We start from the raw sequence: 13,942 nt of genomic DNA, 5'->3' as shown, positions 1-13,942 counted from the left end.
ACAGTGTCCGGACTCCAGACAGCACCGCATCCAGGCGGCGCGAGCGCCTGGCTCGCGCGGCTCGCGACGGGCACGGCGCGGACCGAGGCGCCGGGAACGCTCAGGTGCGGAAGGTCGCCACCTGCTCGTTGAGCAGCCGCGCCTGCTGCTGCAGCGACTCGGCCGCGGCGGCGGTCTGCTCGACCAGCGCGGCGTTCTGCTGGGTCATGTCGTCCAGATGGGCGACCGCCTGGTTGATCTGCGCCAGGCCATCGGACTGGCCGGCGCTGGACTGGCTGATCTCCGCGACGGTGCCCGACACCTGCTTCACCGAGTCCAGGATCTGCCCCATCGCCTCGCCCGCGCGGCCGACCTGGGCGCTGCCCGCGTCGACCCGCGAGACGGAGTCGTTGATCAGCGTCTTGATCTCCTTGGCGGCGCCCGCGCTGCGCTGCGCGAGCGCGCGCACCTCGCTGGCGACGACGGCGAAGCCGCGGCCCTGCTCGCCGGCGCGGGCGGCCTCGACGGCCGCGTTCAGCGCCAGGATGTTGGTCTGGAAGGCCACGCCGTCGATGACCGAGATGATGTCGGCGATCTTGCGGCTGGCGCCGGCGATGCCGTCCATGGTCTGCACGACCTCGCCCATCACGTCGGCGCCCTGGCGCGCGCGGTCGGCGGCGCCCAGCGCCAGCTGATTCGTCTGCTGCGCGGCCTGCGCGGAATGCGAGACCTGCTGCGTGAGCTCCTGCATCGAGGCGGCCGTCTGCTGCAGGCTGGAAGCCGCCTGCTCGCTGCGATGCGACAGGTCCTGGCTGCCCATCGCGACCTCGCGCGAGGCATGCTGGATCGAGTCCGTCGCGTCACGGATCGCGCGCACCAGCTCGCTGAGGCGGCGCTGCATCGCGGAGACCTGGGTCAGCACCTCGCCGATCTCGTCCTGGCCCTGGGCGCCGTCGGCGCCCTCGTCGCCCTGGGCTCTCAGGTCGCCGTTGGCCACGGCCTGCACGACTTCGCGCATCTGGCCCAGGCGACGCTTCAGGCCGCGGGCGAACCACTCGACCGCGCCCATCGCCGCGATGCCCACGACGATCACCAGGCCCAGCGCCACCAGGCCGTCGCGGCGCGCGATGGCGGCCACGTCGTCGGTGTAGACGCCCGATCCGATCACCCAGCCCCAGGGCTTGAAGCCCGAGACATACGAGCGCTTGGGCTCGGGGTCGCTGGAGCCCGGCTTGGGCCACAGGTAGTCGACGAAGCCGGCGCCCTGCGCCTTCACGGTGTCGACGAAGGCGACGAACAGCTTCAGGCCGTTGGGGTCCTTGTTGCCCGACAGGTCCTTGTCGTTGAGCTCCGGCTTGATCGGATGCATGACCATCTTCGGGGTCATGTCGTTGATCCAGATGTATTCGTTGCCGGAGTAGCGGATCTTGCCGATCTCGGCCGCGGCCAGCTTGCGGGCCTCGGCATCGGTGAGGCCGCCGGCGCCGATGCGGTCGAAGTGGCGCTTGGCGATCTGCTCGGCGTTCTTCACCTGCTCGACCGTGGTGATCATCTTCACGTCCAGCAGGCTCATCGCGGAGCGGTGGCTCAGCCACATCACCAGCACGACGAAACCGACCACCGCGGCGAGTACCGCCACGCGCAATCGCGTCGCCAGCGTCCACGCGCGGCGGGTGCGTCCGTCGGCGGACGCGGAAGAGGGACGGGCCGATCCGGCCGTGGCGGCCGAGGCATAGCTGTTCATCGAAGTCTCCTGGACCTGCCGGCCGAACGGCGCCGGGTCGTCTGTTGTCGTTCTGTTTTGTCCCTGGATGCAATATGCGCACACCGGGGCGGGGACGACAAGGGCGGGGAACCCTCGATCAGCGGGGGCGCAACGCGTCGGGCGTGAGGTTGTGGCGGGATCGCGGGTTGCTTGCGGGGCCTGTCCCCGATGGGACGGACAGGCGTCCGGGGCCCGCGGGTGACCGCGCATCGACCGAAGATCACCCGGGGGCGGCGCAGCGGCCTCGCTCAGGGCGCTCAACTCGGTCCGCTCACCTGCGGTTCGCTGCCCTCAGACAGTCTGCGCCCAGTCAGTTCACAAGGCACGCTCCGCGTGCCGCTCGGCCGCTGCGCCGCCCCCGGGCGACCTTCGGTCGCGTCAGGCTGGTCGCCACTCAGAGAGAACCCACCTGCGGGACGGCCTCTCTGTCCAGCACCGCCAGCTCCGGATACTTGCCCAGCTTCTCGTACAGCGTGGCGCGCGAGATCGCCAGCAGGCGCGCCGCCGCCACGCGATTGCCACCCGTGCGTCGCAGCGCCTGCGCGATGGCCTCGCGCTCCAGCGACGCCTTGCGCATCGGCAACGACGCGCCAGGTTCCTCGGGACGCATCGACAGGGTCGGCGCGAGCGTGGAAGGCATGGGTTCCGGCGCCATGGGACGGGGGGCGTCCTGCGGCACGCCCAGGCCGAAATGCCTCGGCTCGAGCTGCCCGTCATCGCTCATCAGGAATGCCTGCTCCAGTGCGTTGCGCAACTCGCGGACATTGCCCGGCCAGCGTTGCGCCATCAGCGCCCGCAAGGCCTCGGGACCCAGGGTCTTGGGGGCCAGGCCGCCGCGGCGCGCGATGTCCTCCAGCAGCACCTCGACCAGCGCCTCGATGTCGTCCGGGCGCTCGCGCAGCGCGGGCAGCCGAATCGGCAGCACGTGCAGGCGATAGAACAGGTCGGCGCGGAACTCGCCGCGCGCCACCATCGCGCCCAGGTCGCGGCTGGTGGCGGCGATCACGCGCACGTCCACCTTCACCACCTCGTTGCTGCCCAGCGGCTCGAGCTCCTGCTCCTGCAGCACGCGCAGCAGCTTGGCCTGCAAGGCCGGCGGCATGTCGCCGATCTCGTCCAGGAACAGCGTGCCGCCGTCGGCCAGCTTGAACTTGCCGTCGCGGCCCTTGCGCTCGGCGCCGGTGTAGGCGCCGGGCGCGACGCCGAAGAACTCCGCCTCCAGCAGGGTCTCCGGCACGGCGGCGATGTTGACCGACACCAGCGGCTTGCCCGCCCGGCGCGACGCGGCATGGATCGCATGCGCGAGCAGCTCCTTGCCGGTGCCGGTCTCGCCCAGCAGCAGCACGGTGGCGTCGGTCTGGGCGACGCGGCGCGCCTGGCGCTTCACGTCGAGCGCGGCGGCGCTGCTGCCGATGAAATCGATGATCCGGTGCTTGGGCCGGCGATTGCGCGACTGCTCGGCGGCCAGTTGCCGGCGGGTCTCGTCCAGCTCGGACTGCAGGCACGCGAACTTGTTCATCAGCGGCTGCATGGTCGTCTCGGGGTGATCCAGCAGCACCATGCCCATGGCGCCGATGACCTCGCCGCTGTCGCTGCGCAGCGGCAGCCGGCTCACCAGGAAGGTGCCGGCCTTGTTGGTCAGCAGGTCCACCAGGATGGGCTGGCCGGTGTCGATGACCTGCGCCATCAAGGTGTTGGGGACCAGCTCCTCGACCCGGCGGCCGACGAACTCGGTCTCGTCGCGGAAGCCCAGCGCGGGCAGGAAGCGCTTGTAGCCCTCGCTGATCCAGACCACGCGGTGCTCGCGGTTGACCACCATCGCGCCCTGCGCGGTGCTGGCCAGCACGTCGAACATCGACTGCGCGGCCAGCCGCAGCACCGCGTCGGCATCCTGCGGAATGTCGCTCATGACTTGTCTCCTGAGACCGGGCATCGTGGCCCGGGCGTCCGCCTGCGAGGGTCCGGCGGAGGCCGGCGCGGCGGATCTGATCCGGATCAATGTAGCAGGCGCCTTCCCCGGAGAACCCCTCCCGCGACCGGGGATGACCCGAGGTTGACGCGCGTGCCCGAGGGCGTCGGCGCGGACCGGCGACGGTCCGGCGCGCCTCGGTGCGAAACTCGCCGGATGCTCGACATGCCCTCCCTGCCGGCCGCCAACGCCAATCTCTTCGCGGCGCTGCGCGCGTCCTTCGCCGACGATCTGGACGCCTGCGCGATCGAGATCGCCGACGGCCCCGACACCGGCAAGCGCTACAGCTGGCGCGACCTGGATCGCGCCTCGGCCATGATCGCCAACCTGCTGGTCTCGCTGGACCTGCCGCCGGGCAGTCGCGTCGCCGTGCAGACCGAGAAGAGCGTCGAGTCCCTGCTGCTCTACCTGGCGGTGCTGCGCGCCGGCTACGTCTACCTGCCGCTGAACACGGCCTACCAGGCCGCCGAGCTCGCCTACTTCATCGACGACGCCGAGCCGGCGGTGGTCGTCTGCGCGGGCCGGCACTTCGGCTGGGTCAGCAAGATGGCCTTCCAGGCGAAGGTGCCCTGGGTCTTCACGCTCAACGAGGACCGCACCGGCACGCTGCTGGACCGCGCGATGCAGATGCCCGACACCCACCCGGTGGCCGAGCGCGCCGAGGACGACCTGGCGGTGATCCTCTACACCAGCGGCACCACCGGCCGCAGCAAGGGCGCGATGCTGAGCCACGGCAACATGCTGTCCAACGCGCGCACGCTCAAGCATTACTGGGGCTGGCGCGCGGACGACGTGCTCATCCACGCCCTGCCCATCTTCCACATCCACGGCCTGTTCGTGGCCTCGCACGGCGCGCTGCTGGCGGGCGCGCGCATGCTGTGGTTCCACAAGTTCGACGCCCGCGGCGTGATCGCCCGCCTGCCCGACGCGACGATGTTCATGGGCGTGCCCACGCTCTACGTGCGCCTGCTCGAGCACGCCGCGCTCACGCGCGAGACCTGCGCGCGGATGCGGCTGTTCATCAGCGGCTCCGCGCCACTGCTGATCGAGACCTTCGAGGCCTGGCGCCACCGCACCGGCCACACGCTGCTGGAGCGCTACGGCATGAGCGAGACCGTCATGCTCTGCTCCAACCCCTGGCGCGAGCAGGACGGCGAGCGCGTCGGCGGCACGGTCGGCTTCCCGCTGCCGGGCGTGGGGCTGCGCGTCGTCGATGACGCGGGCGCGCCCTGCTCCACCGCCGGCGACGGCGAGATCGGCCACCTCCAAGTCCAGGGCCCCAACGTGTTCTCCGGTTACTGGCGCATGCCGGAGAAGACCCGGGAGGCCTTCACCGCCGACGGCTGGTTCCAGACAGGCGACGTGGGCCGGCGCGACGCGCGCGGCTACGTGACGATCGTCGGCCGCAGCAAGGACCTGATCATCACCGGCGGCTACAACGTCTACCCGGCCGAGGTCGAGGGCTGGCTCAACGAGCTGCCCGGCGTGGCGGAATCGGCGGTGGTCGGTGTCCCGCATGCGGACTTCGGCGAAGGCGTGATCGCCGTGGTCGTCCCGCGCCCCGGCGCGACCCTGGACGGCCCCGCGCTGGTCGCGGCGCTCAAGGACCGCATCGCCCACTTCAAGGTGCCCAAGCGCGTGGTCATCGAGGCCGAGCTGCCCCGCAACGCCATGGGCAAGGTCCAGAAGAACCTGCTGCGCGAGCGGCATCGGGACCTGCTGGCATGAGCACGCCGGCGCCGCTCCCCGACAACTCCGCCTGCCCGCGCTGCGGCGGCGGCTTCCATTGCGGGGTGGACGAGGGCTGGTGCGCCTGCTTCGGCACCCGGCTGGGCGAGGGGCTCAAGCAGCAGCTGCGCGAGCGCTGGCCGGAGCGCTGCCTGTGCCTGCGCTGCCTGGCCGAACTGGCCGCCGACGACCCCGACAGCCATGTTCCGGCCCGTCCGGCGTCGGCGCCCGTGCGCAAAGACACATAAGGCCTCCGGCTCCCCCGCTGTTGGGCGTTTGCCCTCGTACGGCGCACGGCCACAATCCCGGCCATGCCCACCTCCCTGTTCCGCAAGTCCATCGTGGCGCGCCTGGACGCGCGCCGCATGCGCGCGCTGCTGCTCGGCCCGTTCATCGCCCTGGGGCTGGTGCTGGTCGTGCTGTGGGCGCTGGTGGGCTGGTTCGCGCTGATCTATCCGCGCTCGCTGGTGCTGGACCTGCAGGAGGACCTGCAGAACGTGGCCCGCGACGCCACGAGCGAGACCGAGGCCCTGCTGCGCGAGACCGAGGGCAGCCTGCGCACCATCGACCTGCTGCTGCTCACCCGCAAGTCGGCGCGGCAGGACCGGGACTCGACGGTCTCGCTGCTGGCGGACTCGCTGCGCGACAGCTCGCGCGGGCTGACCGACGTGATGCTGGCCAACGCCGACGGGCGGCTCTGGCGCATTCCCTCCGTGACCGGAGAGCCCTACATCCAGCTCGCCGACCCCGCCTTCCTGGCCGCGCTGCACGCGCCCGGCGGGCCCAGCATCGTGGTCGGCACGCCGGTCCGGCTGCGCCCCGGCGCCCACCTGGTGCTGCCGCTGGCCACGCGCCTGACGGCGCGCGCCGGCGACTTCGACACCGCCATCGCCTTCATCGACCTGGACGGGCTGCTGCGCCTGTACCGACCGCGGGTGATGCGCCCCGGCATGGCCATCCTGCTGCAGCGCCAGGACGGCGTCGCGCTGGCACGCTGGCCCGAGGTGGCCGGGCTGGTGGGCCGCAACCTGCGCGAGCAGCCCGGCGTCCGGCCCCTGCCGCCCGACGCGCCGGCCAGCGGCCGCTTCCTGCTCGCCGAGAGCCCGGCCGACGGCAACGAGCGCATCGTGGCCTACCGGACGCTGCAGGACTACCCGCTGCGGCTGTTCGTGTCCTTCGAGCGCGACCGCATCCTGGCCGGCTACCTGACGCAGCGCCGCGCGCTGCTGGGCTTCTCGCTGCTGGTGAGCGCGATCGCGATCGGCCTGATGGCCTGGTTCACGCGGCTGCAGGCCCGCACGCGCCTGCGCGAGGCCGAGCGCCAGGCCACCGCCGACGCCTCGCCGATGGGCCTGTTCCGCTGCGACCTGTCGGGGCGCGTGGTCTACGCCAACGAGACCTACCTGCGGATGATGGAGGTCGAGCCCGCCACCATGGCCTGGGGCTGGATGGACCGCCTGCCCGAGGTCGACCGCGAGACGGTGAAGGCGCAATGGGCGGCCCTGGTCGCCTCCCAGGATTCGGTCGACCGTGTGCGACGCCTGACGCGGCGCGACGGCACCGAGATGCTGGTGGCCCTGCGCATGCGCCCGATGCGCATCGACGGTCGCATCGTCGCGCACGCGGGCACCGTGCTGGACATCACCGAGAACGCCCGCCAGCAGCAGGCCTCGCGCATGCTCAGCGCCATCATCGACCTGGCGCCCGACTACATCGCGCAGACCGCGCCGGACGGTCGCCTGCTCTACCTGAACCCCGCCGTGCGGCATCGGCTGGGGCTGACGCCCGACGCGCCGCTGGACGGTCTGCGGCACGAGCGCTTCTTCGTCGACGACGGCCTGACGCGCTACCGCGAGGAGATCCTGCCCGCGGCCGAGCGCGACGGCCACTGGCACGGCCGCTGGGAGGTCCGCGCCACCGACGGCCGCGACCTGCCGGTCGACTGCACCGTGATCGTGCATCGCGACGACATGGGGCGGGTGTCCACCATCTCCTGGATGCTGCGCGACATCAGCGCCGAGCTGGCCGTGGAGCGCGAGCGCGAACGCAGCCAGGCCGTCATGAGCGCGCTGGCGCAGAGCGTGGCGGTGATGATGCTGGCCGTGGACACCGACGAGCAGGTGCTGTTCTGCAACAAGGCCTTCGAGCAGCGCTTCGACATCCCGCACCGCGCCTGGGTGGGCCGTGGCGCGGCCGAGCTGCTGGGCGAGGCGCGCTACGCGACCATCCGGCCGCTGATCCGGCGCGCCTTCGCCGGCGAGACCAGCGTGGTGGAGATGCGCGACGACGACGACGTCGACCCGACCGGCATCAGCCGGCCCATGCCGATGGACGGCGACGGCCGGGGGGAGGCCCGCTACGTGGAACTCAACTACGCGCCGCTCTTCAACGACGCCGGCGCGATCATCGGCGCCTACGGGGTCGCGCGCGACGTGACCGAGGTGAAGCAGGAGCAGATGCGCCTGCTGAAGGCGTCCAACACCGACGCGCTGACGGAGCTGCTCAACCGGGCGGGCTTCTCGGCCTACGTGGACACCTCGCTGCGGCGCGCGACGGATCGCGACGAGCTGGTCTCGCTGCTCTACCTGGACCTGGACCGCTTCAAGCCGGTCAACGACGAGTACGGCCATCCGGTCGGCGACGCGCTGCTCAAGGCGGTGGCGGGCCGGCTGCGCCATGCGCTGCGGCCGCAGGACCTGGTGGCCCGCCTGGGCGGCGACGAGTTCGCGGTCTTCCTGCACCACGTCGCGCGACCGGAGGACGCCCAGATCGTCGCGGACAAGCTGGTGCATGCGCTGTCCATGCCCTTCCGCATCGGCGCGCTGGAGCTGCACATCGGCGCGAGCGTGGGCTTCTGCGTGCAGTGGGCGCGAGGGGTGCAGATCGACGCGCTGGTCATGCAGGCCGACGAGCAGCTCTACCATGCCAAGCGCGCGGGCCGCGGCCGCGCCAGCGGCACTGTCTGCGCGGCCCGTCCCGCCGGCTTGCCGAACTGAGGCCGATCCCGGCGATCGAGGCCGCCGCGGCGCGCGACCGATCGCCGCGCCGCGCTCATCGGCTCATCGGCTCATCGGCTCATCGGCTCAGTCGCCCAGTCGCTCATCGGCTCAGTCGCCCACGCGCTCATCCGCTCACTCGCCGCAGTGGCCGAAGTCCTCGCGGCGTCGATCGCCCAGCGTGGTAGTGGCCCGATCGACGCCCTGCTTGATGCGCATCAGGGTCATCTGCAGCACCTTGGCGTCGGCGCTGGCGCGATGGCGGCGCAGGCGCGCCTCGTCGCGGACCTGCGTCTGCACGGCGGACCAGCGGCCGGCCTCCTCCTCGCTGAGCAGGCGGCGCAGGTCCTCGAGCTTGAAGCGCGGCAGGCAGCCGGCGCTCTCGAAGAGCTTGGACAACCAGCTGTAGTCGTGGCCCCAGCTGTCGCAGTAGACGGTCTGGCCGGCCAGGCGCCGGTTGAGCTCCTGCGCGACCCACTCGCGGGGGCGACCGTGGCGCAGCAGCAGCTCGCGCGAGATCCCGTGCAACTGCTCGGCCTGCTCGTCCCAGTGCTCCCATTCGGGCGCGGGCTGGATCAGCGAGCAGAACGGCAGGCCGGTGGCCTCGACGAAGCCGATCTCGATCGGATAGCTGCCGCGGCCGAAGCCGCTGGCCTCCAGGTCCAGGATGGTGGGCGCCACGACGGACGCGGCGGGAGCGAGTACGGCCATGTCCGCGAGTATGCAAGCGGCGGGCCAGCCTCCGCGGCCGGCGCCTCCTCCAATCAGGGGACGGCGGGGTGCGCCGTCGAGGACTCGACGGGGTCGCCGTCGCGCGCGCCGCGGCTGTCCAGGCCCTCGCGCCCGCCCAGATCGCCGCTGTCGCCCCGGTCACGCTGGCGGCGACGCTGCAGCGCGTCCCAGCCGTCCAGGCCGCCCTCGAGCGCCAGCACGCGGGCATGGCCGCGCTCCAGCAGCTGGTGCGCGCCGGTGATGGCGGACACCTCGTTGGGGCAGTTGCAGTAGACGACCAGCAGGCGGTCGTCGGGGAGCTGGTCGGCGTACTCGGGCAGCCGCGGCAGCGGGATGTTGAGCGCGCCGGGCAGCGTGCGCGGATCGGCGGCGCGACCGGCGTCGCTGCGCACGTCGATGAACTGCGGCGCCATGTCCTGGTCGACCAGCGCGGCGGCGTCCTCGACGCTGATGCGCTCGACCTCGCCGGCCAGCCGGGCCATCTGCCGGCGGCGGCGCCAGCGGTTGCCCACCAGCATCAGCAGCAGCGCGCCGATGGCGGCCAGGGCGATCAGGCCGGCGTTGGACAGCGCGTCCAGCACGTCCTGGATCTGGTTGCTGAAGACCAGGCCCAGGCCCAGGAAGCACAGGCTCCAGACCAGGCCGGCGATGGCGTCGTAGGCGATGAAGCGGCGCCAGCCCATGCCCAGCGCGCCGGCCATCGGCGCGGCCACGACCGAGATGCCGGGCAGGAACTTGGCCGCCAGCAGCGAGCTGCCGCCCCAGCGGGCGATGAGGCTCTCGCTCTGGCGGACGCAGACGTCGGGGGACAGGGAGACGCGGCACAGCAGGCGCAGGACCCGATGGCCGTAGTTGCGGCCGGCGATGAACCAGATGGCGTCGCCCAGGACGTTGGCCAGCACGGCCGCGGTGACCAGCGAGCCCGCCGAGATCCGTCCCGCCGCGGCCAGACCGCCGGCCACGACCAGCAGCGGCGCCGCGGGGACCGGCGCGCCGACGCGCGCGGCCAGCGTCACGAGGAAGACGAGCAGGAAATCGTGCAGGACCAGCAGTTCGATCAGGGCGCGCATGGGGAGCGATTGTCGCGGTTGGCGATGACACGCGTCGGCGGTGGGGCGATTGCGCGCGACCGCGGCCCCGGTCTGCGGCGTCGCCGCGACAGCCGGGCGATGGTCGACCGGACGCCCTATCCCCTTCGGGGGAGTCGACCGGCTCCCGGCGATCAGACGATCAGGCGATCAGGCGATCAAGCGTCGTTGCGCCCGGGCGCCCGGCCAGCCGCGGGTCCGAGCTTGCGGCGCTCAGGCGCGCCGGAGGGTGGCCGGCTCGAGCGAGGCGCCGCGGGTGGTGGCCTCCCGCGCCGGTCGGGCGACGAAGGCGTACTGCACGAACTTGGTCTCCTCGAGCTGCCGCCCGAAGAGCCGGTACACCAGCCGCCGCTTCAGCGAGCGGGTGTACCACTGCTCGTTGATGCCCTTCACGCGCAGCACCTCGTAGCCGCATTCCTCGAACATGCGCAGCGCGCTGGTGCGGGTGAAGAAGCGCAGGTGGGTGCGGTCGCGCACGCCGCTGCTCTCGTAGCGGAAGTCGCGCTCACGCAGCAACGGCCAGATCGTGTCCAGGTGCAGCAGGTTGGGCAGCGAGACCACCACCACGCCGTCCGGCGCCAGCAACGCGCGCGCATGGTGCAGCGCCGCCCAGGGATCGGGCATGTGCTCGAGCACGTCGTTGAAGGAGATCACGTCGAAGTGGCGCTCCGGCAGTGGCAGGCCGGCGTCGAAGAAGCCCTGGAAGACCTGATCCAGGTGATGGCGGGCGCGGTCGGCCGCGCCGCTGTCGGGCTCCACGCCCCAGACCTCGGTGCCGGGACGGGTCTGCTTCACCGCCTCGCCGAAGGCGCCGGTGTTGCAGCCCACGTCGAGCAGGCGGGGACAGGTCTCGGGCAGGAAGGCCAGCATTTCGCGGCGCGCGAGGTGGGGGTAGTCGATGCGGACCAGGGGACTGACTGCCGACATGAATCGCTCCTGAAACCAGGGGGGGGCGCGGGGCGAGGATAGCCAGCCCGCCTCGCGTCCGATACCCCCGTGGACCCGGGACGGGCACGGGGACCCGCGCGACGGCGGGCGCAAGGACGAGCATGAGGAGCGGCATGGATCGATCGCTTCCGGCAGGACCAGACGATGCAGCTGCGCCATGTGGAGAACGACGGCTATGTCTCGACCTGGCTCTCGATGAATGACGAGGCCAACGGCGCCAAGTTCAACATCGAGGACCGCAAGCGGCGTCTCAAGGAGATCGAGGCGATGTCGCCCGAGGAAGCCAAGGCGGCACGGGCGCAGATGGCCGAGGCCGGGCAGCTGAACACCAACCGGATCCGGCTGGGCATTTCCTACGGACGCTCGTCGGCGCTCTCACTCAACGATGCGCGCGGCCGCCCCCGCCTCATGCTGCTGGTGACCCCGGAAGGCGAGGCCAGCATCCAGTTCATGGACGAGCACGGCAAGGTCGCCAAGACCGTCGCGCTGGACGCGGTCGCCGCCGGCGCCAAGTAGGAGTCGCCCGGGGACGGCCGCCACCGGTCGGGTCGGCCCAGGCCGGTGCCTTCGTCGCCCCAAACGAGGCCGGCCGGCGCAGTGCGCCGGCCGTCGTCATTCGAGGCGCCCTCAACTCATCGAGGGCGCGCCGATCAGAACGTCGTCCACTCGTCGTCGCCGCCGGCGGTGACCGGCTCGGGAGCCGGAGCGGGACGCACGACATGCAGCGCGGGCGCCGCGGCCACGCGACGCGCGGGCGCCGGGGCCTTGGTGGTCTTCAGGATCCTCGACGCCGGGACGGCGACGGGCTTTCCGACCCGTGTGGTGCTCGACGCGGTCAGCGGAGGCTTGGCGGCGGTGGAAGCGCCAGCGGTGGCGATGGGCGCGGTGGTCGAGGAAGACGCGGTGCTCGCCGTCGCCATCGGCGTCGCGGCCGACTTGAGCGTCGACTTCAGGACCGGCTTCGCGACCACCGTGGCCGGCTTCAGCGGCGAGCGCAGATCCTCGCCCGTGCGGAACACGGCGACGGCGGCGACCATGTCGTCGGCCTGCTGCTTCATGCGGTCCGCGGCGGCGGCGCTCTCGTCGACCAGGGCGGCGTTCTGCTGCGTGGCGCGGTCCATCTGGGTGACCGCGTCGCCGACCTGCGCGACACCGGTGCTCTGCTCGACGCTGGCGGCGCTGATCTCGCCGACGATGTCGCTGACGCGGCGGATCGCGCCCACGACTTCGTCCATCGTCGCGCCGGCCTGGTCGACCAGGCTGCTGCCCTGCTCGACGCGATGGACGCTCTCGCCGATCAGCGCCTTGATCTCCTTGGCGGCACCGGCCGAGCGGCTCGCCAGGCTGCGGACCTCGGACGCCACGACCGCGAAGCCGCGCCCCTGCTCGCCGGCACGCGCGGCTTCCACCGCGGCGTTCAGCGCCAGGATGTTGGTCTGGAAGGCGATTCCGTCGATAACGCCGATGATGTCCTCGATGCGGCGGCTGCTCTCATGGATGCCGCGCATGGTCTCGACCACCTGCCCCACGACACCGCCGCCGCGCAGCGCGACCTCGCTGGCATTGCGCGCCAGCTGGTTGGCCTGCTGGGCGTTGTCGGCGTTCTGGCGCACGGTGGCGCTGAGCTCCTCCATCGACGCGGCGGTCTGCTCCAGTGCCGAGGCCTGCTCCTCGGTGCGCTCGGACAGGTCGTTGTTGCCCTGGGCGATCTCGCCGCTGGCCAGGGCGATGTTCTCGGCGGAGGCGCGCACCTGGCCGATCAGGTCGACCAGCTGACGCTGCATCACGCCCATGGACGCGAGCACGCTGTCGGCGGGCGCGGCCTGCACGCCCTCGACGGGACGCAGGTCGCCGTCGGCGATGCGATGGGCGGCGTCGGCCAGCAGCGCGGGCTCGGTGCCCAGCGCCTTCATCAGGCGGCGCACGATCAGCCAGCCCAGGCCGGCGGCCAGGGCCACGGCGGCCAGGCTGATGGCACTCAACCACCAGCGCTGCGCGGTGTAGGCGGCCGTCGATTCCTCGACGCGCTCGTCGGCGCTGGCCCGGGCGTACTGGATGTACTCGCCGACGTTCTTGAGCAGCGCGGCCAGCAGCGGCCGGCAGTCTCGCGTCATCGTGTCCATGGCCTCCTCGTGGCGACCGGAGGCCGCCAGGCCGACGATGCGCTCGGCGACCGGCCGGTACTTGGCCTCGATCTCGACGATGCGGCCCAGCAGTTCGCGCTCGCGCGGGCTGGCGTCGGACGCCGCGGCGACGGCGGCCTTGAGGGTGTCGAGCTGCTTGGCGATCGCGGCGTGCGCCTCGAGCGCGATGGCCTTGGAGGCGTCGACGTCCGCGGCGTCCTTGACGATGACCATGTCGCGCACCCCGATGGCGCGGCGATTCGCGGAGGCGCGCACGTCGGCGGCCATCATTTCGCGGTCGTTCACGCCGTTGACGAAGCCGGCGAAGCGGGTATCGGCGGCCCCCAGCGCGCGCAGGGCGACGAAGCTGACCAGCACCACCGCCGCGACGAGGGCGGCAAACGCGAGCGTCAGCTGTTTCTTGATCGTGAGACCGTTCATGTCCTGTTCCGGGTGAGAGGTCCGCCGGCAAGTCCGCTCATGGCGGCGGCGGGGATGCGCTGACCCGAACGCGTGAATCACGACGGAAGCGCGGGGAAGGAAACAGGCGAAATGCTACTTTTGGAAACGTGTTTGCTGAAATTGCCGGTTTGGCTTCGCGTGAAGTAGTAGGG

General features: G+C 71.9%; 10 protein-coding genes. 4 read left to right on the top strand and 6 right to left on the bottom strand.

Going from position 1 to position 13,942, the window contains the following annotated elements; translation table 11 throughout:
* Positions 1-100: 100 nt before the first annotated feature.
* Together MCHT01_RS27790 and MCHT01_RS00045 are read right to left on the bottom strand one after the other, a co-directional pair.
* Positions 101-1,723 carry a methyl-accepting chemotaxis protein gene (locus tag MCHT01_RS27790; protein WP_084451417.1) on the bottom strand — a complete coding sequence of 541 codons (1,623 nt, stop codon included), beginning with the start codon at positions 1,721-1,723 and terminating at the stop codon, positions 101-103.
* A 415-nt stretch (positions 1,724-2,138) separates the two neighbouring features.
* The gene (locus MCHT01_RS00045) at positions 2,139-3,653 is read right to left on the bottom strand and encodes a sigma-54 interaction domain-containing protein (protein WP_245643107.1); all 1,515 of its coding nucleotides are present in this window, start codon (positions 3,651-3,653) and stop codon (positions 2,139-2,141) included.
* Between the two features lie 225 nt (positions 3,654-3,878).
* On the opposite strand from MCHT01_RS00045, the gene MCHT01_RS00040 reads away from it, so the two are divergent.
* From MCHT01_RS00040 to MCHT01_RS00030, 3 genes are all read left to right on the top strand, one after another.
* A complete protein-coding gene (locus tag MCHT01_RS00040) occupies positions 3,879-5,441 on the top strand; it encodes a malonate--CoA ligase (protein WP_067061215.1) in 1,563 nt (520 codons plus the stop codon).
* A complete protein-coding gene (locus MCHT01_RS00035; RefSeq protein WP_067060672.1) occupies positions 5,438-5,689 on the top strand; it encodes a cysteine-rich CWC family protein in 252 nt (83 codons plus the stop codon). The genes MCHT01_RS00040 and MCHT01_RS00035 overlap by 4 nt, the downstream gene beginning before the upstream one ends.
* Positions 5,690-5,752: 63 nt before the next feature.
* A complete protein-coding gene (locus MCHT01_RS00030) occupies positions 5,753-8,437 on the top strand; it encodes a diguanylate cyclase domain-containing protein (protein ID WP_067060667.1) in 2,685 nt (894 codons plus the stop codon).
* Positions 8,438-8,572: 135 nt separating this feature from the next.
* On the opposite strand, the gene MCHT01_RS00025 is transcribed toward MCHT01_RS00030, so the two are convergent.
* The 3 genes from MCHT01_RS00025 to MCHT01_RS00015 form a co-directional block, all read right to left on the bottom strand.
* Positions 8,573-9,148: a 3'-5' exonuclease gene (locus tag MCHT01_RS00025; protein ID WP_148661314.1), complete on the bottom strand. Its 576-nt coding sequence runs from the start codon at positions 9,146-9,148 to the stop codon at positions 8,573-8,575.
* Between the two features lie 53 nt (positions 9,149-9,201).
* The gene (locus MCHT01_RS00020; protein WP_084451415.1) at positions 9,202-10,239 is read right to left on the bottom strand and encodes a VTT domain-containing protein; all 1,038 of its coding nucleotides are present in this window, start codon (positions 10,237-10,239) and stop codon (positions 9,202-9,204) included.
* A gap of 231 nt (positions 10,240-10,470) precedes the next feature.
* Positions 10,471-11,184 (bottom strand): class I SAM-dependent methyltransferase, encoded by a 714-nt coding sequence (locus MCHT01_RS00015; protein WP_067060664.1) that lies wholly within the window; start codon positions 11,182-11,184, stop codon positions 10,471-10,473.
* Positions 11,185-11,349: 165 nt separating this feature from the next.
* Here MCHT01_RS00015 and MCHT01_RS00010 point away from each other — a divergent pair, with 165 nt between their 5' ends.
* On the top strand, positions 11,350-11,721 hold the full coding sequence (locus tag MCHT01_RS00010; protein ID WP_067060661.1) for a hypothetical protein: 372 nt from the start codon (positions 11,350-11,352) through the stop codon (positions 11,719-11,721).
* Positions 11,722-11,855: 134 nt separating this feature from the next.
* Here MCHT01_RS00010 and MCHT01_RS27785 read toward each other — a convergent pair whose 3' ends face one another.
* Positions 11,856-13,769 (bottom strand): methyl-accepting chemotaxis protein, encoded by a 1,914-nt coding sequence (locus MCHT01_RS27785; protein WP_084451408.1) that lies wholly within the window; start codon positions 13,767-13,769, stop codon positions 11,856-11,858.
* Between the last annotated feature and the right edge of the window lie 173 nt (positions 13,770-13,942).

This window comes from Mitsuaria chitosanitabida ATCC BAA-476 = NBRC 102408 (assembly GCF_001598255.1).
GTDB classification, from domain to species: Bacteria; Pseudomonadota; Gammaproteobacteria; order Burkholderiales; family Burkholderiaceae_C; genus Roseateles; species Roseateles chitosanitabidus.
The sequence above is the reverse complement of the archived record's forward strand: the minus strand, read 5'-3'. Positions and strand labels throughout refer to the sequence as shown.